General features: G+C 69.5%; 18 protein-coding genes and 2 pseudogenes. 6 read left to right on the top strand and 14 right to left on the bottom strand.

Features of this window, described 5'->3' with window-relative positions:
- Positions 1 to 57: 57 nt before the first annotated feature.
- From ACWGJB_RS16795 to ACWGJB_RS16780, 4 genes and pseudogenes are all read left to right on the top strand, one after another.
- On the top strand, positions 58 to 792 hold the full coding sequence (locus ACWGJB_RS16795; RefSeq protein WP_453380906.1) for an acetoacetate decarboxylase: 735 nt from the start codon (positions 58 to 60) through the stop codon (positions 790 to 792).
- A gap of 101 nt (positions 793 to 893) precedes the next feature.
- Positions 894 to 1,847 (top strand): 3-hydroxyacyl-CoA dehydrogenase NAD-binding domain-containing protein, encoded by a 954-nt coding sequence (locus ACWGJB_RS16790; protein WP_453380905.1) that lies wholly within the window; start codon positions 894 to 896, stop codon positions 1,845 to 1,847.
- Between the two features lie 52 nt (positions 1,848 to 1,899).
- Entirely contained in the window at positions 1,900 to 3,429 is a 1,530-nt protein-coding gene (locus ACWGJB_RS16785) for a CoA transferase (RefSeq protein ID WP_453380904.1), read from the top strand.
- A 15-nt stretch (positions 3,430 to 3,444) separates the two neighbouring features.
- Positions 3,445 to 3,606 (top strand): annotated as a pseudogene (locus ACWGJB_RS16780) (MMPL family transporter); the annotation flags it as partial.
- 372 nt (positions 3,607 to 3,978) lie between these two features.
- On the opposite strand, the gene ACWGJB_RS16775 reads toward ACWGJB_RS16780, so the two are convergent.
- The 4 genes and pseudogenes from ACWGJB_RS16775 to ACWGJB_RS16760 form a co-directional block, all read right to left on the bottom strand.
- Positions 3,979 to 4,551 carry a dihydrofolate reductase family protein gene (locus ACWGJB_RS16775; RefSeq protein WP_453380903.1) on the bottom strand — a complete coding sequence of 191 codons (573 nt, stop codon included), beginning with the start codon at positions 4,549 to 4,551 and terminating at the stop codon, positions 3,979 to 3,981.
- Positions 4,552 to 4,774: 223 nt separating this feature from the next.
- Positions 4,775 to 5,203 carry a DUF6069 family protein gene (locus ACWGJB_RS16770; RefSeq protein WP_453380902.1) on the bottom strand — a complete coding sequence of 143 codons (429 nt, stop codon included), beginning with the start codon at positions 5,201 to 5,203 and terminating at the stop codon, positions 4,775 to 4,777.
- 260 nt (positions 5,204 to 5,463) lie between these two features.
- Positions 5,464 to 5,832: a hypothetical protein gene (locus tag ACWGJB_RS16765; RefSeq protein ID WP_453380901.1), complete on the bottom strand. Its 369-nt coding sequence runs from the start codon at positions 5,830 to 5,832 to the stop codon at positions 5,464 to 5,466.
- Positions 5,833 to 6,208: 376 nt separating this feature from the next.
- Positions 6,209 to 10,414 (bottom strand): annotated as a pseudogene (locus ACWGJB_RS16760) (RHS repeat-associated core domain-containing protein); the annotation flags it as partial.
- Positions 10,415 to 10,962: 548 nt separating this feature from the next.
- Between ACWGJB_RS16760 and ACWGJB_RS16755 the strand changes: the two are divergent.
- Complete coding sequence (locus ACWGJB_RS16755) at positions 10,963 to 11,655, top strand: hypothetical protein (protein WP_453380900.1); 693 nt, start codon at positions 10,963 to 10,965, stop codon at positions 11,653 to 11,655.
- Positions 11,656 to 11,827: 172 nt separating this feature from the next.
- On the opposite strand, the gene ACWGJB_RS16750 is transcribed toward ACWGJB_RS16755, so the two are convergent.
- From ACWGJB_RS16750 to ACWGJB_RS16710, 9 genes are all read right to left on the bottom strand, one after another.
- Positions 11,828 to 12,550, bottom strand: a complete 723-nt coding sequence (locus ACWGJB_RS16750; protein ID WP_453381010.1) for a GTP cyclohydrolase II — start codon at positions 12,548 to 12,550, stop codon at positions 11,828 to 11,830.
- Positions 12,551 to 12,643: 93 nt separating this feature from the next.
- Complete coding sequence (locus tag ACWGJB_RS16745; protein WP_453380899.1) at positions 12,644 to 13,690, bottom strand: zinc-binding dehydrogenase; 1,047 nt, start codon at positions 13,688 to 13,690, stop codon at positions 12,644 to 12,646.
- Positions 13,691 to 13,909: 219 nt separating this feature from the next.
- Positions 13,910 to 14,983, bottom strand: coding sequence for a tetratricopeptide repeat protein (locus tag ACWGJB_RS16740; protein WP_453380898.1), 1,074 nt, complete (start codon positions 14,981 to 14,983; stop codon positions 13,910 to 13,912).
- Positions 14,980 to 16,152 (bottom strand): DUF4331 family protein, encoded by a 1,173-nt coding sequence (locus ACWGJB_RS16735; protein ID WP_453380897.1) that lies wholly within the window; start codon positions 16,150 to 16,152, stop codon positions 14,980 to 14,982. The genes ACWGJB_RS16740 and ACWGJB_RS16735 overlap by 4 nt, the downstream gene beginning before the upstream one ends.
- 36 nt (positions 16,153 to 16,188) lie before the next feature.
- The gene (locus ACWGJB_RS16730; RefSeq protein ID WP_453380896.1) at positions 16,189 to 17,517 is read right to left on the bottom strand and encodes a Dyp-type peroxidase; all 1,329 of its coding nucleotides are present in this window, start codon (positions 17,515 to 17,517) and stop codon (positions 16,189 to 16,191) included.
- A 90-nt stretch (positions 17,518 to 17,607) separates the two neighbouring features.
- Entirely contained in the window at positions 17,608 to 18,237 is a 630-nt protein-coding gene (locus ACWGJB_RS16725) for a hypothetical protein (RefSeq protein WP_453380893.1), read from the bottom strand.
- A 311-nt stretch (positions 18,238 to 18,548) separates the two neighbouring features.
- Positions 18,549 to 19,136 (bottom strand): TetR/AcrR family transcriptional regulator, encoded by a 588-nt coding sequence (locus ACWGJB_RS16720; RefSeq protein ID WP_453380895.1) that lies wholly within the window; start codon positions 19,134 to 19,136, stop codon positions 18,549 to 18,551.
- A gap of 221 nt (positions 19,137 to 19,357) precedes the next feature.
- Positions 19,358 to 20,869, bottom strand: a complete 1,512-nt coding sequence (locus ACWGJB_RS16715; protein ID WP_453380894.1) for an MFS transporter — start codon at positions 20,867 to 20,869, stop codon at positions 19,358 to 19,360.
- 339 nt (positions 20,870 to 21,208) lie between these two features.
- Positions 21,209 to 21,838, bottom strand: coding sequence for a hypothetical protein (locus ACWGJB_RS16710; protein ID WP_453380893.1), 630 nt, complete (start codon positions 21,836 to 21,838; stop codon positions 21,209 to 21,211).
- Between the two features lie 441 nt (positions 21,839 to 22,279).
- Here ACWGJB_RS16710 and ACWGJB_RS16705 point away from each other — a divergent pair, with 441 nt between their 5' ends.
- Positions 22,280 to 22,807: a hypothetical protein gene (locus tag ACWGJB_RS16705; RefSeq protein WP_453380892.1), complete on the top strand. Its 528-nt coding sequence runs from the start codon at positions 22,280 to 22,282 to the stop codon at positions 22,805 to 22,807.
- A 309-nt stretch (positions 22,808 to 23,116) separates the two neighbouring features.
- Here ACWGJB_RS16705 and ACWGJB_RS16700 read toward each other — a convergent pair whose 3' ends face one another.
- Positions 23,117 to 23,734 (bottom strand): malonic semialdehyde reductase, encoded by a 618-nt coding sequence (locus ACWGJB_RS16700; protein ID WP_453380891.1) that lies wholly within the window; start codon positions 23,732 to 23,734, stop codon positions 23,117 to 23,119.
- Positions 23,735 to 23,879 lie beyond the last annotated feature (145 nt).

Raw genomic sequence — 23,879 nt, 5'->3', positions numbered from 1 at the left:
TTCGTCCCCTTAATGTCGTTATGTCAATCAGGGGGACGTGAGAGGCAGGCGAGAGCCATGCGAGTCGAGGACGTCGTCCACGCACCGAGCACACCGCTGGACGCCCCGGCCTTCCCGGCAGGCCCGTACCGGTTCACCGACCGCGAGTACCTGAACATCACGTACCGGACGGATCCCGGGGCCCTGGAGCGGGTCGTGCCTGAGCCACTGCGGGTGACGGAGCCGCTGGTCCGCTTCGAGGTCATGCGGATGCCGGACGTCACCGGGCTGGGCGACTACACGGAGTCGGGCCAGCTCGCCGTCGTCGAGTACGAGGGCGAGGCGGGTGAGTACAGCCTGTCGATGTACGTGGACAACTTCCCCGCGATCGCCAGCGGGCGGGAGATCGGCGCCTTCCCGAAGAAGCTCGGCCGGCCCCGGCTCTACGTCGACCAGGACACCCTCGTCGGCACCCTGGACTACGGCTCGCTGCCCGTCGCCCGCGCGACGATGGGCTACAAGCACCGGCCGCTGGCCACCGAGAAGGCCCGCGAGGAGCTGACGCTGCCGACGTTCATGCTCAAGAAGCTTCCGCACTACGACGGCACGCCGCGCATCTGCGAACTCGTCCGGACCCAGATCGGCGACCTCACGGTCAAGGGTGCCTGGACCGGGCCCGCCCGGCTGCAACTGCTGGCCCACGCGCTGGCTCCGCTCGCCGACCTGCCGGTCCTGGAGGTCGTCTCCGCCTCGCACATCCTCACCGACCTGACCCTGGGCCGCGCCCGGGTCGTCCACGACTACCTGGCCTGACCGTTCCCCGCATCCCCCAGATCCCTCGCTTCCCCCAGATCCCTCCGCATCCCCACGCCCTCGCGCCCGCGCGCCGAGAAGAAGAAGAGCAGGTGTCCCGCATGTCCGAGAACGACAGCATCGCCGGAATCCGCAAGGTCACCGTGGTCGGGGGAGGCGTCATCGGTGCCTCCTGGGCAGCGCTGTTCCTGGCCCGCGGCCTGTCCGTCACCGTCAGCGACCCGCAGCCCGGAGTCGACGAGGCCGTGCGCACGTACGTCGCGCAGGCCGCGCCCGCGTTGAAGGCGCTCGGGCTGGACACCTCGTCGCTCACCGCACGGCTGTCCTTCGAGCCGGACCTGGCCACCGCGGTCCGTGAGGCGGACCTGGTACAGGAGAACGGCCCGGAACGGCTGGAGGTCAAGCACGAGATCTGGCAGACCATCGAGAGCAACGCACCGGCCGATGCGCTGTTCGCCACCTCCACCTCGGGCATCCCCGCCACCGAGATCGCCACCGCCCTCAGGGATCCGGCACGGCTCGTCGTCGGACACCCCTTCAACCCGCCGCATCTGGTGCCGCTGGTGGAGGTCGTTCCGGGCGAGCGGACCTCGGAGGAGACGGTCGAACGCGCCCGCGCCTTCTACCGCGACCTCGGCAAGCGGCCGCAGGTGCTGCGCAAGGAGGTGCCCGGCTTCGTCGCCAACCGGCTGCAGTCGGCGATCTTCCGCGAGTGCGTGCATCTGGTGAGCGAGGGCGTCGTCACCATGCAGGAGCTCGACTCCATCGTCACCTCGTCCATCGGCCAGCGCTGGGCCGTCGCCGGGCCCTTCCGCTCCTTCCACCTCGGCGGCGGGGAGGGCGGACTGGCCCACTTCATGAGCCACCTCGGCGTCGGCATGGAGCGGCGCTGGGCCGACATGGCCCACGAGAAGGTGGCCTTCGACGAGCCCACCAGGCGGCTGCTGACCGACCAGGCCAAGGACTTCGGCGGCACCGTCGACGAACTCGCCGCCGAACGCGACCGCAAGCAGCTCGCCCTGATGCGCGCGCTCGGCGAGACCTTCGACGCCTGACCCGCCCTCGCCGCCCGGACATCCCCCCGCCAGCACGGAGATCGCAGAACCCATGAGCGCCGAAGAACTCACCGACCGCATCCAGAAGACCCTCGCCGATCCGTCCACCACGGACGACTGCTTCGACATCCACCAGGCCCTGCGTGAGGTCCTCTCCTCGGCCGGCCTCCACCCCGAGGACAGCGGCGGACAGATCACCTTCATCGGTGCCGACCCCGTCGTGCCCAGCATCATGCGCCTGGGCGCCGTCCCCGCCCTGGGCATGACCGCCAAGTCCGTCGCGCTGGCCGCCCTCTGGCAGCGCCGCACCGGCGAGGGCCAGGACATCACCATGGACCTGCGCAAGGCCCCGCACCGGCTGTGCCCCTTCTACGACAAGAAGTGGGAACTGCTCAACGGCTACCCCGGCGGCACGCCCTCGGACCCGGCCAACCCGCTCGGTTTCGACTTCTACCAGACCCGCGACGGCCGCTGGGTCATGCCGCTCAACCCCTACCCGAAGATCAAGAACGCCGTCTACAAGCTGCTCCGCACCTGGCCCGAGAAGCGGGCCGTCGCGGACGCCGTCTCCAAGTGGAACGCCGCCGACCTGGAGCAGGCGGGCGACGAGATCGGCGCGGTGATGCCCATGCTGCGCACCACCGAGGAGTTTCTCCGCGAGCCCGCCTACGAGTACATCGCACGACAACCGCTGATCAAGATCGAGAAGATCGGCGACAGCGAGCCCGAACCCCTCTCCGCCGCGGCCGCCCAGCCGCTCTCCGGCGTGCGCGCCCTGGGCATGGGCCACATCATCGCCGGCGCCGGAGTGGGCCGGGACCTCGCCCAGCACGGCGCGGACGTGCTGAACATCTGGCGGCCGAACGAGCTGGAGCACGACTCCACCTACAACACCGCCAACGTCGGCGTCCGCTCGACCACCATCGACCCCTATGGCACCGAGGGGCAGGCCAGGATCCGCGAACTCCTGCGCGAGGCCGACATCTTCTATGCCAACCGCCGCCCCGGCTACCTGGAGAAGATCGGCCTCAGCGCCGAGGAGGCCGCGGCCGTCCGGCCCGGCATCATCCACATCAGCATCTACCTCGCCGGCCAGACCGGCCCCTGGGCCCACCGCGTCGGCTTCGACCAGACCGCCGGCGCACTCACCGGCATCATGCTCATGGAGGGCGAGGACGGCGTCGCGGCCGGGCCGACCAGCACCCCGGCCCTGCCGTACATCAGCGTCGTCAACGACTACGTACTGTCGTGGCTGGCCACCACCGGCGCGCTCGCCGCGCTGATGCGCCGCGCCACCGACGGCGGCAGCTACCGCGTCACCCTCAACCTCACCCGCATCGCCACCTGGATCCTCAGCCTCGGCGTCTTCGACCGCGGCTACGCCCACGCGACCGCCCTCGACCCCGACCCCGACTCTCCGCACGCCTACCTGGACCCCGACACCTTCACCGCCGACACCCCTTGCGGCCACTACCAGGGCGTCACCGACCAGATCATCATGTCCCGCACCCCCGGCCACTTCCGCGACATCCTCCTCCCTCGCGGCAGCAGCGCCCCCCTGTGGCTCCCCCAGCACAACTGAACACGCAGCGGCCGGGTCGTCACCGCGGCGGCCCTCATCATGGCCGCCGTCTTCGGCGGCTTCATCTTCAACCACGACCCGACCGTCGAGTCCATCGGCTTCGCGCTGACCGTCGGCGTCCTCATCGACGCCTTCGTGGTCCGCCTCACGATCGTCCCCGCGGTGCTGAGCCTGCTCGACCGCCACGCGCGGGCACTGCCCAAGTGGCTGGACCGCGCCGTGCCGAACGTGGACATCGAAGGCGACTCACTGCCACCGCGGCACACGGACAGCCGAACGGCTTCCGCCGCCGAACCCGTACCGGCCGACAAGAACTGGCCGGCCACCGCGATGGGTGAACGCCGGTGTCGGCAGTTCTTCATCAGCCGCCGGCACCGGCGCTCGGGTAGCGCCCGCGCCCTGGGGACGCACGGTCGGAGCAGGCAGCGGCCGGACGGTGGACGCGGTCAGCCCGGTCGCGGGCACGGTGGCGCCACCGAGTCGATCCGGCCCAGGCCGAGTCACCACCTCGAGGTGCATTCGCTGACCCTCTGCCTGTCATCGTCAGGTTCAGCGGACGACGTCGAAGACCTGCTTCTGCAGGCCGTTGCTGTAGACCTCGTGCTCGATGAGCTTCAGCTTCTGGGTGTCCTTGTCGGTTGCGCTGAAGAGCCGCTTGCCGGCGCCCAGCAGCAGCGGGAAGACGAGCAGGTGGTAGCGGTCGATCAGGCCCGCGTCGGACAGGGCCTGGTTCAGGTTCGCGCTGCCGTGGACGATGATCGGGCCGCCGGAGGTCTCCTTGAGTGCGGCGACCTCTTCGAGGGTGCGCAGGATGGTTGTCTCGCCCCAGTCGGAGACGAGTTCGTCGTCGGTGAGGGTGGTGGAGACGACGTACTTCGGCAGCGTCTTGTAGTGGGCGAACTCCGCCATGTCGGGCCACACGGGGCTGAACGCCTCGTAGCTGACCCGGCCCATCAGGATGGCGGTCGACTCCTGCTGCTCCCGCCCCTTGATCTCGAATGCCTCGGCGACGAACTCGATGTCCTTGAAGGTCCAGCCGGAGTTCCGGTAGCCGGGCTCGCCGCCCGGGCCCTCCACGACGCCGTCGAGAGAGATGAAGGCGGTGCTGATCAGAGTACGCATGTGGGTTTCCTCAGGGTTGGAGATGTACACACGTTCGCTGCCGTTTCCCTTGCGCCGTTCCTCGTCGGGCTCGACCGGCCTGTGCCGTTCGAGCTCCTTCAGGCCGAAAAGGAGACGTGCCACGACGGAAGACACCGCCCTGCGGCTCGCTCCCCCGACACGGCAGACCGGGCCACGGCCCAGGCGACCACAGCGGCGCCTTCCGGGATGTGCGCGGCAGCCGTCACAGGCGGGAGCGGAGCGCCGGAATGACGATGGCAGCGACCGCGATGTGGCTGATGATGAGCGTCACCCGCGTGACGGCATCGGCATCGGGGACCAGGAGGTCGGGCAGGAGGGACACCGCGGCCAGTGCGGCTGTCGTGCGGACGAACGTCCGGGCGGCCCGGCCCGACCACCGCCGGAAGGCGGCCGCGAGCGCGATACCCACGACCGAGAACACGAACGCGAGCTGCGTGAAGCCCAGCAGCGGTATTCGCTCGCCGGCGATCTCGAGCGACACGCCGGCGGCGTCCGCCACCACGGCCACCACGGCCACCACCGTCGCGGCGACAGCGCCACCCGCGGCGAAGGCCAGCCCTGGCAGCCACAGCGGGCGATGGCCGGCACGGGCCGGCTCGGCATCAGGGGCGATCGAGGCGGATGCGGACACGTCGGTCTCCTTGTCGAGGGGCGGAGGTTCACGCAGGCCACGGCCGGCTCTCCGGCCGCGGTGGCGTCAGCTGCGTCTCCAGGCGTTTTCAGTGTTCAACCGACAAAGAAAATTGTCAAGAAAAGTAAAGTCGTCGGAAGCGGGGCAGGGCGGTGAGTGGCAGGAGTCCATGCCGGAAGGCCGAGCCGTACGCGGCGTCGGAGAGGCGCGTATCGCCGCAGGCTCCTACAGCGGGCGCACGCCGACGCTGAGGGGCTTCGTCATATGGGCAGGGATCCGTAGAGAGCCGCGCCGATGGCGGCGAAGGACAGACCAGCCCACCGCGGCCAGGACCGGGTACGTCGTGGTGCGGTGAAGTCGAGGGCCGAGGTGGCCATGGCGGGCCAGAGGATGCTGAAAACGGCACTTCCGGGGGAGAAGTGGCCGGTGGCGATGGCGCCGACGGCGTACCCCGCTGCCGCCGCCGCGGCGGCGGGCAGGAAGCCCGGTCCGAACGGGTTCCAGGCGCCGGAAGGTGGCTGCTGCCGTCCGGTGCGGACGGAGAGGACGATCGAGGTGATCAGCGCGATCCCGGCGACCGCGGTCCACAGCAGTGCGGGGACGACCAGGAGGGGGCTGGGCGAACTCATGAGGGGGTTCTTTCTCGGAAGCCTGCTCCGGCCGGGATCCGGCCGGAGCAGGCTGTGATGGCGGGTGAGGCGGTGCGGCGAATCGGCGGCCGTCGGAATCAGCGCCGACGACGCCCGGTGTCTACAGCTTGGTCTTGATGCATTTGTCGTAGACGCTGTCGAGACCGAGGATCGCGGAACCTGAAGTGATCATCATGGTTGCCAGGCGTTGCATCCGCAGGTAGCGGGTGCGTGCGCTCATCACGCGGGAGACGGCGGCCCGGATGCCGCCCCAGCGCCGGATGACCTGCCAGATCCTGCGGATCTTGGCGGCGGCGAAGTAGGCCGTGCCGAGGACCCAGAGAACGGCGCCCACGCACACGGTGATCCGCCAGGCGCGGCCCCAGGAGAACCAGCCCTTGCCGTCCAGGTCGTACATGGTGATCGGGTCCGGCGGATACCCGTACGCGTTGGCGCCGCCGCCGACGACCGGGTCCAGTTGGAGGAAACGGCCGGTGGCGGAGTCGTAGACCCGCGCGCCGATCAGGGTGAGCCCGGAGAGGGTGTCGCCGGACCGCTGCTGGACGCCGAGCCAGTCGTAGCGTCCGGGTGTGCTGCTCGCCCGCGCGTTGCCGTACTCGTCGGTGTCCTGGACGGTGGGGGCCTGGGAGGTGTCCAGCGGCAGCCGGAAGGTGATGTCGCCGTGGATGTCGCTGAGTTGCAGGACGGTGTCACCGGTCTTGGCGGTGGTGGCGGTGATGCCGCCGCCGAGCGACTCGACGTAGCGGGTCACGGCCCCCTGTGCGTTCTCCGTGACCCAGGCGGGACTGTCGCATCCGCAGTCGTAGTGGTTGACCTTCGACTCGGTGGTGCCCCAGGTTCCGCCGTTGTTGGTGTCGACGGTCCAGGAGCGGATGCGCTGGGTGCCGTCGAGCTGCCAGGTCTGACGCTTGGAGCCGACGGTCTCCTGACGGAGGAGATCGTTGTTGTAGTAGTCCAGGGCCACCCCGCCGGGCTTGGCCGTGGTGCGGCCGAAGGCGTCGTACGTGTATCCGGTGTCCACCTGGCGGTCGGCGCTGTCGTAGGTGTAGGCGGTGGTTGTCCCTCCCGAGGTGGGGCAGTCCGCGCCGGGGGTGCCGGTGGCACGGGTGAGGGTCTTGCGGTTGGCGCGGGCGTCGAAGGTGTAGCTGCGCGTGGTGCACACGGTCTCGGCGGTGTCCTGCACCGAGGTCAGCCGGCCGACCGCGTCGTAGCGGTAGTTCTGTGCGGTGATCTGCGCGTCCGAGGTGACCTGCCCGTGGATCGAGCGGGTGACGGTGTCGGACTGTACGAGGACGTTGTCGCTGTCCCGGGTGTAGGTGCGTTCGAGGGCGTTGCCGTCCGCGTCGACGGCCTGGACCAGGGTGTAGCCGCCGGGCAGCTTCTCCTCGACGAGTTCGCCGTCGGCGTCGTAGGACGCGGTGAAGGTACCGGCGACCGAGTCCACGGCCTTGGTGGCCAGGCCGCGCGGTTCGGCGGTGTGGTCGTAGGTGTAGGTCACCGAGGACGGGATGTTGTTGCCCCGCTTGACCTGGCGGTCGAGCAGGTCGTATTCGGTGGTGGTGCCTCCGTCCGCGTCGGTGTAGGAGATGACGCGGCCGAGCTTGTCGTAGCCGGTGGTGAGGGCGCCGCCGGTCGGCGAGTCGGTCCGTACGACCCGGCCGGTCGCCGGGTCGTACGCGGTGACCGCCTCCGGTGCCGCGGTGCCCGCTCCCCCGGTGGTCTTCACCGACGTGGTGCGGCCGGCGTCGTCCGTGCCGGTGGTGGTGGTCCGGGTCGAGCCGTTCGCGGTCTCGGTGGTCCGGGCGATGGTGCCCCACCAGTCGTACTCGGTGGTCCGGGCGGGGAGTTGTGCGGGGTTGGAACCGCCGCCGGTGATCGCTCCGGCAGGGCCTGTCGAGCAGACCAGGTCGGCCCACTCGGGACGGCCGGCGCAGGCGCCGGTGCCGCTCCCGGACCAGTAGACGGTGACCCGGCTGGTGGCGGCACCGGCATCGGCACCGGGAGCGGTACGCCGGATCTCACGGCCCTGTGCGTCGTACTCGATCGCGGTGGTGATCGCGAGCCCGCCCGGGTCCTCGACGGTCCTGGTCTTCAGGCCCTTGGCCCAGTCGTAGCCGGTCTGCACGACACGGACCTCGCCCTGGACACCCGGGTGCTCACGTACCTCCGCGCCCGTGGTGACCTTGGTGACCTGGTCGCGGATGACGGCGCTGCCGTCGGTCGGGCGCCCCTCGTCGTAGGCGTGGACGGACCAGACGCGTGCCGTCACCGAGGTGCCCGCCGCGACGAGAGTGGTGGTGCCGGACTTCAGGTCCGCGGTGAGATCGACGCGCCGCAGCGGCCCGACTTCCTCCAGCAGACGGGTGCCCTTGGCGTCGAAAGTGCGGCTGGTGGACAGCAGCTGGGCGCGTTCGGCGGACGGCAGGGCGGCTATGCCCAGTTCGGCGCGGGCGGCGGTGGCCGCGGTGGACGTGCCGACGGCCGTCTCGCGGTTCCGCGCGGTCAGCTCGCGCACGGTGTTGCCGAACCGGTCGTACTCGGTGGTGGCGATACGTCCACCGGGAGCGGCGGTGTTCACCGTACGGCCTGAGGCATCCAGGTAGTGGACGGTCGCCCGCCGGTAGTCGGCCGCGGAGAGGGCGCTCCCGGAGTTCGAGGCGGGCACGGCGTCCGCGGGAAGGATCGCGGTCGCGTCCGTGGGCGCCGAGGCCTGCCCCCAAGTCCTGACGGCGGTGGTTCCCATGGTGTTCGGCGCTGTCGAACCGGTCAGCGGCACGTCGTAGACCACGGAGGTGGCAGCCTCGCCGGAGACCGTGTCGGCGCTGCCCTGGGCCAGTGCCGGGCGGGACATCTTCAGCAGCATGCCCTCCCCGGCCGCACTGCCGGAGCCGGCCTTGCCGTAGGTGAAGCTCCACGGCAGCTCACCGGGCGGGATGAGTCTGGTGACCCGGCCACCGCTGTCGTAGACGTACTCGGTCTTCAGCGACGGCGTGATCTGCGGATGCCACGCCTGGCGCAGCCGGCCGGAGTCGTCGTACAGGTATTTCTGTACCGACTTGGAGGTGGCCGCGGACGCGCCGGGCGCCGTGGACCAGAGCCGGATCTCCTTCACCTGTCCGGTGACGTCACCGTAGGAGCCGCTCGCGGCTGTGGTGGTGGCCGCGTAGACGAACTCCAGCGCACGGCACCCCTTGGTGGTGCGATCGGCCTTGCAGGCCGTCACCGTCGTGGCCGAGGTGGGCGCGTACACCCAGGTGGGACGGGCCAGTTGGGTTCCGTCGACGGTGACCGTCTCGGAGTCCATGGACGTCGTGGAGTCGGTCTGGCCGTCGTTCCTGCTGCTGGACACCTGCCAGGTGCTCGCCCCGGACGGCTTGGTGAAGACGGTCACCCCACCGTCGTCTCCGGTGAGCGTGAACGTGCCCGAGGTGGAGCCGGTCAGCGTGAGGTACTCGGCACCCGGCTCGGGCGTCCAGCCGCTTCGGGAGGCGTTGGCCGTGAAGTGGATGGCGTCGCCGTCCAGCCTGACCACGTCGACCGCGGTGTCCGACACCCTGCTCACATGGCTGTACTCGGAACCCGACAGCTCGGCCGCGGTGCCGCTCACCCACTCCTTGCCGAAGATCGGGGCCTGTCCCGCCGGCACTCCGTGGGGGGTGCGGGAGGACGCGGTGCGCTCCACCGCCAGCCCGAAGGCCGAGGCGTCGGTGGCTTCGAGCGTGTAGTCGCCGGTGAGCAGGTTGACCGTGCCGGGGCCCAGCTCCTCGGTGGTGGCGTCGTCCGCGCTGCGGTCGACGATCACGGTGAGCGGGTCACTCTGTCCCGCGGCGGAGCCGGGGCCGGTGAAGTCGGCCTTGATCTCCACACTGCCGTCGGGATCGACGGTGTCGGTGGCGTTCCAGACCAGGGCGGCGTTCTTCCCGCCTGCCAGCGGTACCGGCCAGGCGGACAGGGCCGTCCCGTCACGGGTCACGTCCGCGGCGGGTATCCGTACCCACGCGTCGGCGGCCGAACGGCGCCACGAGAAGGAGACCTGGTCGTACTTGGCGGCGTCGGCCTCGGCGGCCAGCGGCAGCCGGCGGGAGGTGCGCTGCCCTTCGGACGGCTGGGCGAAGCCGCCCGGCCCCGCGTGGAATTCGTAGGCGACGGGTTCGGACTTGTTGTCCGCCTTGTCGACGGCCCGGACCTGCAGTGTGTGCGTGCCGTCGCGCGGTGGCGTGACCGAGATGTTCTTGTCCGCGCTGGAGCCCCCGGTCGCGACCTTGGTCCAGGTCACGCCGTCCAGGGACCATTCCAGCCAGTTGTGGTCCGCGGCCGGTGGGGTGACGGTGAACGTGCCCGCCTGGCCGGACCCCTTGACCCATGCTCCCGGCGGATAGTCGGCGGAGGTGACCTTCACCGGGGCGGAGGGGGCGCTGGTGTCGACGGTGAAGGTCTTCCAGGCCGACCAGCCGGTGTTGTAGTGCGTGCCGTCGTACGGCGAGGAACGGAACTTGTAGGTCTTGCCGCCCGCCAGCAGGCCGGACGGGACAGTCACCGAAGCGACCTGCCCGGAGGGCACGGGCTCTCCCCCGATGCGGTGACCACCACCGCGCGTATGCCACCGACCCCGCCGGGTCAGATACAGCCGCGGGCGCCCCGTGGCCCGACCGCGCACCGCGTCGCGGACCCGTTCCACCAAGCCTTCGGCCGCTGTCGCTTCCACCTCCCCGACCCGCACGACGGTGAGGTGCGTCCGCACCGCCGTCATCTGCGAGGACAGCGACTCCAACCGCTGCGCGACCGCCAGGCGCCGGTGACGGGGGCCGGGGTCCTCGGTCACCTGGACTCGTTGGTGGGACTGAGGAAGTCGTAGACGGCTGGTACGCGCCTGCCCAAAGCTCCGACACGGGAAATCGAGACCTTTTTGCAGGAAACGGAGGCGGTGGTGCCCGGGGCCCGAGCCTGGGCGCATCGTCACGGACGCTTTGCTGGCGCACCTCATCGCCGCAGGATCACGGAGACCAGCTGCTCCACAACGAGAGGCTGAGCAGCTCAAGGGCCCCACCCCACCGAGTTCTGTTCGCGTGCGCACCCTGGGGCTGGCACACTGAATTTGTGTTTCCGTTGATGGCTGCTGCAGTTCAGGAGGCGTTTCCATCAATTCCTGGTGCCGGCGTTGTGTCGGTTTGCGCGTTGATCTTTACCGTCGCGTCCTTCTGGTGGATCAACGCCCGGCAAGGGCACCTGAGGTCTTGGGAGCCTCATTCCTTTGCTGCGATTGTCCACTGCTCCATGGCTCGCCTGCGGCTTCCGCTCGTCCTTCACAACACCGGCGCCAAGCCGATAATCGTGCAGGATCTCAGGTTGACCTTCCCCGATGAGACCGCCTCCCATCTGCCACTCCTGTGGATTTCCTCACCGTCCCGTCTTCAACCCGGACCGGAGGACGAGCCGACGTTGCCGGCCGGATTCGCCGTGGCCGGCCGAGAAGCGAAGCAGCTCTTCATCGAGTTCGAGGCACCCTTTTCCGGATTCGTTCCGGAGCCCCGGAATTACAAGGTCCAGCTTCAGGCGAGAGTCGGCCACCGCAAAGGGTGGCGTTCCCTTCTGACGTTCACCCTGAGGGCCGCCAACATCATTGATCCCGACCGGTACACGGTCTACAGCAACGCCCCTCTTGAACTGACGAAAGAGGACAAGCAGAAGGCAGACGCCGCGCTCCTGGAGCTACTGGACGAGCAGGAGGACCTCTCTGCTCCGGGCGAGAGGAAGCGGCGGGACTCCTTGAATGACGAGGGCGACTCCGGCACGAATCTCTAGAGTGGGAAGACGGTCCCGGGCTTCGCCATGGCGCATGTGTCGACGCCCCGCCGGCTGCGGTCGGAGCTGGTCAGAGTGGTCAGAGGAAGATGTTGCTGTGGCCGGTGACGGTAGACCGTGGCCCCGCCGTCACCGATCCTTGCCGGTCAGCGCGGACTTGGGCCGTTTCCCGCTATAGGGAGTCGCCGGCCCTTCCTTTCTGCCGCATCGTCGACCGCCAGCCCGACGTCAGTTCCGTCAGCGGCAGCGTGTGCTGGGTGCGGACTACCTTGGTCCGGAGGTAATGGACGTTGTGGTCCGTCGTGAAGACCCCCGTGGGAACGTGGTGGGCCACCGTGAGGCCCAGGGTGCGCAGCTGGGCCGCCTTGTCCGGGTTGTTGGTCAGTAGGTCCAGCTCAAAGATGCCGAGGGCGGTGAGCATCTGCGCGGCGGCGGTGTAGTCGCGGGCGTCCTCGGGAAGCCCGAGGGCTGCATTGGCCTCGTAGGTGTCGAGGCCCTGGTCCTGGAGGGAGTAGGCGTCGAGCTTGTTGTAGAGGCCGATGCCGCGACCCTCCTGGCGGAGGTAGAGCAGGACGCCTCCGCGGTCAGCGATGCGCTTGACCGCCTCGCGCAGTTGGGGGCCGCAGTCGCAGCGGGCTGAGCCGAAGACGTCGCCGGTCAGGCATTCGGAGTGCAGGCGGACCAGCGGGGGCCGGTCGGCGGGGTCACCGAGGACGACGGCCACATGTTCCTGCCCGTCGGCGAGGTGGTGGAAGGTTGCGAGGTCGGCGGTCACCGGGTAGCCGTCGCCGAAGCGGAGCGGGACCGTCACGCGGGTGCGCACCGTGGCTGCCGACAGGCTCGTCGGATCGCTGCTGCTGTCGCTGGATGCGGTGGCGTTGCCTGAGTCGCGCATGTCGGTCTGCTTCTCCTGGGCGGCGGTGCGGGGGTTGGTCGCGCGATGGGCCGACTCCATCGCCGGGGCGGCCCATCGTCGTCGGTCGACTCGTCAGGGAACGAGGATGAGGCGGATCGGATCGCCGATCTTGTTCTCCAGGCGGTGGATCGCCTCGGGGGCGTCGGCCAGGGAGATGTGGTCGGTGATGGACGGGGCCAGGTCGAGACGGCCGCTGCCGGCCAACCGGATCAGCTCATAGACGTGATCGAATGAGGATCCGTAGTGTCCGAACACCTTCTTGTTCTTCAGGTTGAAGGTCATCTTTTCCGAGATCTTCAGCGGCTCGGTCGTGATACCTACCAGGACGAGCGCACCGTGGTTACCGAGGAGAGGCGACGCCTGCTCCCGGACCCGGGGAACGCCCGCGAAGTCGAAGGCGTAGTCCAGGCCCAGGCCGTCGGTGGCCCGCAGCACAGATTGTTCGAAACCGGGGTCGGACGGGTCGAGCGCGATATCGGCGCCGAACGCGAGAGCTCGCTCACGCGCGTTGGGCAGCGGGTCGACGGCGATGATCGGCGTGGCACCCATCATGCGGGCCAGCCGGACAGCATGGGCGCCCACTCCGCCCACTCCCCAGATGCCCACGGCCTGGGCGGAACGCACCTGCACGGTGTCGACCAGGGCCGCGTACGAGGTGGAAACGGCGTCGGGGATGATCGCCGCCTGGTCGAAGGGAAGTGTGTCGGGGATGGGGACGACGGTGTCCTCACGGGCGATCGTGTACTGGGACCAGCCACCGTCGTAGTCGACGCCGCGGCCGCGGAACGATACGCACGTGCCGCCGCTGACACAGCGGGCGCACTCGCCGCAGGGCTGTCCCGCTTGCAGGGCGACCCGTGTGCCGACGGCCAGGTTGCGCTTGAGTCCGGGGCCCAGGGAATGGATGACACCGGAGATCTCGTGCCCGAGGGTGAGCACGTTGGAGTTCAAGTGCAGTGGCGTGATGCTTCCGTCGATGAGGTGGAGGTCGGAGAGGCACACGCCCGCTGCCTTCACTTCGATCAGTACTTCGCCCGGTTCGGGCACGGGTACCGGGATCTCCTCCATGACGAACTTCTTTGTGTCCAGGTGGACGCGTCCTGCCAGCATGGTGTCCATCGCTTTGGGCCTTCCCGGGTAGTGGTTGCTGATTTGGAGTGCTGCACGGTCCGTGGGACCACAGGGGGTGAGGGGCGATGCGAGGGGGCGAGGGGGGCCTCAGTCGGTAAGAGGCCGAGTCACATGTGCCCCGGCGGGCTGGGGGGCGGCCGAACGGCATGCCGGTCCGTCCGGCCGACCCCGTCGGTGCTCCATATCGCCGGCATCGCCGGCCGGCGGCTATGGCGCAGCCTGTGGGACTCGGTTCTGCGCCAGGACGGCGCGCTGGAACAGGGCGTGGGCTCGGGCCGTCTGGCGGAATGCGAGGTTCTGCAGCGCCAGTTCGAGCCCCCGCTCGACATCGGCCCCCACCGTGAGCCAGAAGTCGGCCGCGTGGTCGGCGTAGGCCTCCGGGTGACGCAGCACCAGTTCGTCGTAACCCGCCGCCGCGCGCTCGCGCCACTGGTTCGCCTCATGAAACCTGTCGCACGCGTCCAACGCGGCTGCGAGGTGGCCGCTGTACTCGGGGTCGTCGCTGGCCCAGGTGAGGGGACGCAGGAGGGCGACGGCGGCCTGAGGGTCTCCACGGAGCAACTCGACCTCGGCCAGGTGGCCCTGTGCCGGCGCATAGTCGGGCACCCGCCGCCGGGCGGCCTCGTAGCACGAGCGAGCCGCATCTGGATCGCCCTCGCGGTGCCACATCACACCGCGCCGGAAGTCCAGCTGGGCGAGCGGAAACGGCGACGTCCCCCGATAGTGACGCCGTGCCTCGCCGAACAGCCGATCCGCCTCGGTGACCTCCCCGCGCTCCGCCTGGAGCACGGCGAGCGCGCCGAGCGTCGTGAAGTCGCTCTGCCGGTCCGCCGTTTTGCGGATCAGGGCCATGGCATCCGCGTAGCAGCCGAGGGCCTGTAGGACGACCGCTCGTTCCGCGTCCAGCGTGGCCTCGTCCACGCCCCTCCGGCCGGCTTCGCCGAGATCGGCAACGGCCTCGGCGAAGCGGTGCAGGGTCGCCCGCGTCCTGGCGCGGGCGAGCAGGGCGGTGCCGTCCTCGGGTGCGACGCGTACGAGTTCCTCAGCGAGTTCCGCAGCCCGTTCGTAGTCGGCGACGCGGGCCAGGATGTGGCCTCGGAGGTTGAGCAGGTCGATCAGGGCCGCCCCTTGCGCCACCGCCGACGAAGCCCCCGGCTTCTCCTCGCCACCCGCACGGCTGAGCCGTACGGCCAGGCCGTCGATCTGTCCGTGCAGATTCGTTACGGCGATGGTGCCGTTCGTGGTGAGCGGCTCGCACTCCTGGGGAGACGCCCCGGTCATGCCGCTTCCCCGGGGGGCGGCGCCAGCGCGGCCAGACGGGCGCCCAGGTCCGGCGGGGTCCCGTTGGGAGCGTTGAGGTAGGGGAAGGTCTGCGTGGCCGGCTTGGTCGGCTGGTCGACGCCGTCACTGATGCGTTCGCCGCCGATGCCGCCCACCACCAGCGTGTAGAGAGTGTCCACGATGTCGTCGTTGAGCCACCGGCCGCCGCAGGTCGTGTGCGGGCGGCCGGCGAGCAGGGCGGTCTCGATCTCGAAACAGCCGTCCTCGGAGAAGGGTTTGGACAGGTCGACGACGAGGAAGTCCGCCAGCAGCAGTTCGGTCAACGGGTGAGCACCCTGCTCGTCCAGCGGCCAGGCGGTCTTGCCGTCCAGGCCGTCGTAGAAGGCCAGGTTGGCATTGAGCCGCGATCGGTAGGCGCCCGCGTAGTCGGGCCGCATGCTGAAGGCGTCCTCCTCGTTGAAGAGGTCGCGGATCTCCAGATCGCTGTTGACGGTGTCGAACTTCTTGGGCGACATGATCACGTTCTTGATCTCCGGCCGGCCCATGCGCTCCAGCCGGACCGGGCGTCCACCACCGGAAGTCAGGGTCTCGCCGACGACCGCCACCAGCGGGCCTGCGGCCGGGCCGAGCACCGCGGTGTCGATCTCGAGCACGATGCTCAGCGTGTTCAGGCCCTCCAGAACGTTGTCGGCGTCAGACCTGAAGGCGAGCTTCCCCGTCGCCTCGGTGGCGATCACACCCACGAAGTCGATGAAGAACGGGTCGAGCCGCGACCCGGCGAAGATCTTCAGTCCGTCGGCCTCGGCGGGCACCTCGTTGCCCACCTGGAAGGAGACCTTCCGGCCGCCGGGTGCCTGGCACGTGCCCGCCTGGACCAGGGTGTCCGTGCCGCCGACCTGCTGGGGGGCGTCGAAGGTGAAGTCGAAGACGTACTCGTCCTCGCCGACTTGGAACGCCGCGGCGGCGCCCTCGCTCACGGACGCGACCGGCCGGACGCGGAAACGGTGCGTGACCACGTCGGAGAACAGGGCCGTAGGGGCCGAGGCAGGGAGCACGTTGAGGACGAGCACCAGGTTTCCCGGCCGCTCCGGGCTCGGGAAGGCGTACACGTCGCAGATGTCGGACGCGGGGTCCGCGATGGCACGCGGTCCGGAGAAGTGGTCAGCCATGAGAAACGCTCCTTGTCGTGTTGCTTGTGAGAGAGGTCAGGTGTCGAGGTCGGCGATCCAGCGCAGCGCCGACAGTCCGGGCATGAAGCAGTACTCGCCACCCCGGCTGACGACGAACGGCGGTAGCCCTTTGAAGCGGCGGCGGATCGGTTTGCGTGGGACGGTGAACCCGCCGTCGTCGTTCGTGCCGATCAGCGGGTCCTTTTCCGCAGGCGCCCCGATGAACTTGCCGTCGTTCACCCACTGCCGCTGGACGAACTCGAACTGCCGGTCCAGGTGCGCTCCGACAAAGGCGAACATGATGCCGCGGTCGGCGCCGTCGTCCTCCAGCACGCCCTTGGGAAGCGGCGGACCATAGGTGGTACCGCGCCGGATCATGCGGTGCAGGCGCACCTCACCGGTGACGACGGCGTCCCGCGGGTTCATGCGCCGGGCGTGGGCGCCCACGGGGCACTTGAGCCCCTCCGGGTCGTCGCCGTACAGGTACGCGTTGTTGCGCTCGGGATCGGCACCGAGTTCCGGATCGTCCTTGTCGGGCGTCAGTGCGAGCGGGGCGCCACTGGGCCATCGGCCGATGAACTTGGCCGCCAGCAACTCCTCGTCGGCGGGGTCTGTGGCGCGCTCGTGGAGGTACGTACGGAAGTCGGCCACTCGCGTGTGCAGCTTGCGGAAGGCCACGTACGTTCCGTTGCGCCCGAGCACCTCGGGCTGCGGAACGGGTGTGATGCCGTGGGTCTCGTTCTTGTATCCGGTGATGAACTCGCCTGCCCTGAGCGGCTCTTCGTACGGATTGGTGCCGGGGATGCCCGTACCCTCGATCGCCGGCTGACCGATGCCGTCCCGGAACCCGAACGGTTCCTTCTCGTCCGGTCCGATGTGTACGTCCTGCTGCCAGACGGCGACGACGCCGGGCAGATCGCGCAGGGCGTCGCGGATCAGGAGGACCACCGTCTCCAGGCGGGCTGTGTCCGGGGCGAGTCCGGTCAGGACGATGTGCACGTCCTTCGAACCGAGCGGGCCCTCCCAGTTCTCCGGCGCGTTTTCGCCGACGTCCCCGATGTACTCCGCACGCGCGGCCATGCCCTCCCGGAACTCCTCCGGGAAGCCGGCCAGCGACTCCTCGGGCACCCCCAAGGACTTCAGGCCCTGGAAGCTGAGCGCCACCGCCAGCGAGACCTGACGCTTGGGGTCGAACGAAGCGACCGAGTCGAGGGCCGGGGTGAGCCGCCGCAGTAGTTCGCGCCCCTGCCGCCGGTCGTCGACGCGCAGCGCGAGATAGGCGCCCGCGTAGGGCGTCGGCCGCGGCTCCAGAGCGGCGGCCTGGATGTCGTCGAGCTCCAGGGCGTTGCCCTTCTCGATGCTCATGATGCCTTCCAACTGTCTTGCGCGGACGGAGTCGTCACGCGGGTCGCGGAGGGGGCGGGGGTGTTGCCCCCTCCGGGGGTGTGGGGTGGGTCAGCTGGCGGCCTGGGCGAGGAGGGGCTGCAGGGCCGGGTGCTGGAGGGCTTCCTCGGCGGCGGGGTCGTCCAGGACCTCCTGGAAGGCGGCGTTGATCCGCTCGGCCTTGGTGATCTCCGACATCGTCAGGGAGCTGACCGGGTTCCAGTAGGCGGCGGCCTTCTGCTGCCCGTCCTGCAGGATCCACCTCATGCCGGCCATGTTCGCGATGATGTGCTCCTCGAAGCCCTCGCGCGTCTTGTCGCCGGTGAGCGACTCAAGGCCGCCGGACTTCTCGATCCACGGGGCGATCTTGGTGTCCCACTCGACGGTGTGCTGCATCCAGTCCACGAAGTGCTCGAAGCCGACGGTCAGGAACGCGTCGTCGATGTAGGGCTCCCACTCGGTCTCGAAGGTGGTGGCCCACAGCAGCTCCGTGCCGTTGTTGAAGAGCACGTGGCGGGTGTCACGCAGACCGGTCTTGATGGTGGCGGCCATGGGAGCCTGCTTCAGGGCCTCGACCATCCGCCGGCAGGCCGCCGCGCACTCCTCCTCGTGACCCGGCTTGATGTGGAAGTACGTGGCCATCTCGGAAACGACGCCGTCGGTGGCGCCCTTGCCCGCCTTCTTCGTGGTCGTAGCGGTCATGGTTTCCTCCATTTGGGGACCTTGCGCGCGAATGCGAGGGCATCCGCGGCAGCTGCGGACAGTCAGGGGATCCGTGTTCTCACGACCCCTCATGTGAGACAGATTGACTCACAGAGCATCTATGAGTCAACTTGTCTCAAAGTGGCCTGCGTCACACCGGTTCAGTTCACAGGTGCACGGTGACCGGATCGGATCGGCGGAATCCGCAACGGTTACAGGGCCTCGCGACTGTTCACCGGAGCGAAGGACTGCCGCCTCGATCAGCCCCGGCCCAGCGGCGGACGTTCGGCCGCGCCGGGGACTCGACGATGCTAGGACCAGCCCCGCATGGCGGCATCGACGACGACGTCCACGGTGTCACGCCCCAGGCGGTTCCCGGCGAGAAAGCGCTCGAAGAACAGGGGGCCCGCGGTGGCCATGGCGAAGGTCTCGGGGGTGACGTCGGGCCGGAGTTGGCCGCGTTCCACGGCCGCGGCGACAGCGGGACGCAGAGCGTCGGCGATCTGGTTCAGCAGTGACTCCCGGAGGCGGCGCATGCCTTCGTCGTGCCGCGAACCGCCGAGGATCGCGGCAAGGACGGCGCCGGCCTGCTCGTCGTCCCACCGCTCGGCAAGCACACCCAGACGGTGAACGAGCTCCGCTCGCGGATCGCCGCCCGACGCGGCCCGAAGTTCCTCAGGCATCGGAGGCAGAGGCGGCATGCCGGCTTCCAGTGCGGCGAGGCGGAGGTCGAGAAGACCGGGCCAGTGCCGATAGACGGTGGCTCTCCCGACGCCGGCACGGGTGGCCACCGCCTGATGCGTCACGGCCTCCAGCCCGCTCTCCGTGAGCAATGCCGTGGCCGCCGCGACCATGGCCTCACGGCTGCGCAACAGACGCGGATCGGTTCTGTCTTCCACCTCGTCGACCCCTTCCGTGAGACAGTGCGGTTTACAGCCTACTATGGGACATTCTGTCTCAAAAAGGGGCGGTACTCCTCAGAGAATCCGCACGACTCCCCCGGCGCCGCCCGTCAAAGGTACCCGGACACTTCCCCCTCTGGATTCCTCGTGCACGGCAGCTGTCGGAGCAGGTGACTGCAGCCCGGGCCGCGCCTCGCCCGGACCGCCCAGTTCGTCGGTCACATGTGAAGGACGGGCGCGGCGCTCTCGTCCTGCCGCGGCACGCCGCGGCGGTAGAGCAGGGCGGTCACGCCCAGGCCGATGACGAAGATGGCCGCCGACCACCAGTAGGCGGTGGAGTAGCCCTCGAGGCCGGCCTGGGCCAGGACGGCGGGGTCCTTGGGGTTGCGGCCGGAGAGGTATTCGGTGGCGGCGTCGGAGGCCATCGTGCTGAGCAGGGCGACGCCGATGGACCCGCCGACCTGCTGGACGGTGTTGACGGCGGCGGACGCCGCGCCGGCGTCGGCGGCGGCCACGCCGGCGGTGGCCAGGCTCATCGCGGGCGCGATGACCGTGCCCAGCCCGACGCCGACGAGCACCAGCTGCGGCACCACCTGCGTCAGGTATCCGCTGTTCGAGTCCAGCGCGGTCATCCAGACCAGTCCGGCGGCCGCTGTGGCCATGCCCACCGGTACCACCGGCTTGGGGCCTACGCGCGGCACCAGGACGTTGGCGGCGACGGCCGAGGCGGAGGACGATGCGACGATCATGGGCAGGAAGGCGAAGCCGGTCTTCAGTGCGCTGTAACCGAGGCTCTGCTGCAGGTAGTAGGTCAGGAACAGGAACACGCCGAACATGCCCGCGCCGCTGACGAACAGGGCGGCGAAGGAGGCGCCGCGGTTGCGGTCCAGCAGGACCCGCAGGGGCAGCAGCGGATATGCCGCCTTGTTCTGCCGCCAGACGAAGAGGGCCACCAGGACGGTGCCGGCCGCGAGCATTCCCCAGGTCGACGCCGCCCCCCAGCCGTGCGTCTCGGCGTTCGAGAAACCGTAAACCAGGCAGAACAGGCCGGCGGAGACCAGCAGGGTGCCGGGGACGTCGAGCTTCGAGGACGTGTTGCGCGGGGTGCGGTGCAGCAGGGCTACGCCGCCGACGAACGCCACCACCGCGAAGACCACGTTGACGTACATGGTCCAGCGCCAGTCCAGGTACTCGGTCAGTACGCCGCCGAGGATCAGGCCGACGGCTCCGCCCGCACCGGAGACCGAGCCCGCGACGGTGAAGGCCTTCGCCCGCTCGCGCGGCTCGGTGAAGGTGGTCATCAGGATCGACAGCGCGGACGGGGCCAGCAGGGCGGCGAACCCGCCCTGCACCGCGCGCGCGGCGACGAGCATGAGGAAACCGTTCGCCGCGCCTCCCACCATGGAAGCGGCCGCGAAGCCGGCCAGACCCACCAGGAAGGTCACCTTCTGCCCGACAAGGTCGGCGATCCGGCCGCCGAGCAGCAGCAGGCTGCCGAAGGCCAGCGCGTAGGCGGTGACCACCCACTGCCGGTCGGCGTCCGAGAAGCCCAGGTCGCGCTGGGCGGACGGCAGGGCGATGTTCACGATGGTGCCGTCGAGCACACCCATCAGCATGGACAGGGAGATGACCATCAGGATCCACCAGCGGCGCCGGCGTGACGGGTCGACAGACGAATTCTCAGGTGCGGTCTCGGCGCCGCGAGCGGCGGCGATGGCGTTCTGTGTCATGAGGACAGCGCTCCAGGCGGCGGACGGGGATATGACGGAAAGAGGCAGACAGCAACGGCCGGAGAGATCAGGTACGGCTGCGGGACGGCGTGGCCGCCCCGGTGAAGAGGACCGCGACGGGGCAGGCGGGAGGGTGCCGTCGGGCCCCTCCCACCTGCCGCCCGGGCGCGGTCAGGAGTCGCTGATTCCCAGATCAGTGGCCGCCTGGTCTCACCCGGTCGTCGTGGCCTCGGTCGTCGGTGGACCGGATGGAGGCGTGGTCGTACCGCTTCGAGTCGTGGTCATACCGAGGTCGCGGAGGGGGCGGGGGTGTTGCCCCCTCCGGGGGTGTGGGGTGGGTCAGCTGGCGGCCTGGGCGAGGAGGGGCTGCAGGGCCGGGTGCTGGAGGGCTTCCTCGGCGGCGGGGTCGTCCAGGACCTCCTGGAAGGCGGCGTTGATCCGCTCGGCCTTGGTGATCTCCGACATCGTCAGGGAGCTGACCGGGTTCCAGTAGGCGGCGGCCTTCTGCTGCCCGTCCTGCAGGATCCACCTCATGCCGGCCATGTTCGCGATGATGTGCTCCTCGAAGCCCTCGCGCGTCTTGTCGCCGGTGAGCGACTCAAGGCCGCCGGACTTCTCGATCCACGGGGCGATCTTGGTGTCCCACTCGACGGTGTGCTGCATCCAGTCCACGAAGTGCTCGAAGCCGACGGTCAGGAACGCGTCGTCGATGTAGGGCTCCCACTCGGTCTCGAAGGTGGTGGCCCACAGCAGCTCCGTGCCGTTGTTGAAGAGCACGTGGCGGGTGTCACGCAGACCGGTCTTGATGGTGGCGGCCATGGGAGCCTGCTTCAGGGCCTCGACCATCCGCCGGCAGGCCGCCGCGCACTCCTCCTCGTGACCCGGCTTGATGTGGAAGTACGTGGCCATCTCGGAAACGACGCCGTCGGTGGCGCCCTTGCCCGCCTTCTTCGTGGTCGTAGCGGTCATGGTTTCCTCCATTTGGGGACCTTGCGCGCGAATGCGAGGGCATCCGCGGCAGCTGCGGACAGTCAGGGGATCCGTGTTCTCACGACCCCTCATGTGAGACAGATTGACTCACAGAGCATCTATGAGTCAACTTGTCTCAAAGTGGCCTGCGTCACCAGACTCTCGATCAGGGCTCCGGATCCGGCGAGTTACTCCTCGGCACCATGGGCACCGCATTGGGCATTTCTGGACATTCTCTGATACTACTGTACTTCCATACATCGTATGGAACGCAGCGGTGGGCCTCGCCGGAACGGCGGCCTCCGTTTCGACTGATGGCCGCCGGCCACGCCCTCACGAGGGGTGAACTCGCCGATACGGCTTCGACATAGACGGGCGCACCGCATCACCGGCGCAGAAGTCGCCGGGTTTGCGGACGACGCCCATACGAAGGAGAAAACCATGAGGAAGCTCACGAAGCGCATTTCTCTCGCTGCCGCCTCCGCCGCGGTCGCGGGTGGCGCCGTTCTCGGCGCCGGGGGCACCGCTTCAGCCGCGGTCTCTGAGTCTGCGCACGTGCAGCGCCCGGCCGTCGGCGTCGAGGCCGACGACCACCGCGGAGACCGCGGTGTTGCCTACCGGCACACCACCGCAGAGGACTACCGCCAGGACGGACACCGCGCCCGACAGCACAGCGACCGCTTCGCCGACTCGGACCGGTACGACCGCCGCGGTCACTTCTACTACTGGGACGACGAGGACCGTTGCTGGAAGCACGACAGGAACCACGGCAACGACTGGGACCGGTACGACCGCGACTCGAACCGGTACGACCACGACGGGGACCGGTACGACAACAACTCGAGTAGGTCCGACGACTACGGGAACCGGTACGACCACGACTCGAACCGGTACGACCGCGACGGGGACCGGCACGACACCAACTCGAATAGGTCCGACGACTACTGGAACCGGTCCTACAACGACTGAGCCCGCGACAACTGGCGAACCCGGCGCCGTCGGCACGGGTGGGCTCAGACCGTGCACGTCGCCGTGACAACCGCCGACGGTAGGGAGGCGGTCGCTGATCTCCGGATCGGTGACTTCTGACCGCACCCGGGAGGCAGGCAGGAGGAGCCCAACGGCACCCTCCTGCCTGGCACCTGTCGGCATTCCGGCCGGCGCCGGGCAACAGGCCGACGGACAGCGGGCGATGCGTGAGAAATGGGCGCCGGTGCTCAGCGGAGCACCGGCGCCCACGGCATGGCGCCTCTCCCCCGCCAGGCGGCCGCAGTGCCGTCAGGCCCAGGCGACGGCGTCCTCGACGGGCACGCGGGGCAGCCGCGGGAACCACGGGTCGGCACCGGGGTGACCGATGTTGACCACCAGTTGCGAGCGCCAGCTGGTACCGGCGAAGAACTCCTCGTCCACGCCGGCCTTGTCGAAGCCCGCCATGGGACCGGCCGCGAAGCCCGACGCGCGGACCGCGAGCAGGAAGACTCCGGTCTGCAGTGCCGAGTTGTAGGCCGCCATGCTCGCGCGCGCGTCGGTCTGGTCGGCGAAAGCCGCTCGCAGCATGTCGCCGCGGGCAGGGAAGACCGTCGGCATCTGCTCGTGGAAGTCGAGGTCGTACGCGAGGATCGCGACGGCCGGTGCACTGAGCGTCTTGGCCCTGTTGCCCTCGTCGAGATGCCGGACGAGTCGCTCCTTGCCCTCGCGGGTGCGTACGAAGAGCGCGCGCAGCGGCTGGCCGTTGGCGGCGCTCGGTGACCAGCGGGCGAGTTCCCAGATCATGGCCAGTTCGTCGTCGGCGACGGCCACCTCGGCGAAGGTGTTCGCGGTGCGGGCCTCGGTGAACAACACCTTTCGTCCGGCGTCGTCGAGGACATCGAGGGCCTGCGGTTCGCGGTCGGTCATGCTCATCATTTCTCTCTTGCTTCGGTTGTGTGTGGTGGCGGGGGGGGGGGGGCCCCCCCCCCCCCCCCCCCGGGGCGCGGGCGGGGGGGGCCCCGCCGGCCCCCCCCCACCCCCGGGGTGACCGAGGGCGGGGGGGGCCCGGCCC

The organism is Streptomyces sp. NPDC054813 (assembly GCF_053611365.1).
Note: the sequence above shows the minus strand (reverse complement) of the source record. Positions and strands in the feature narration are given on the sequence as shown.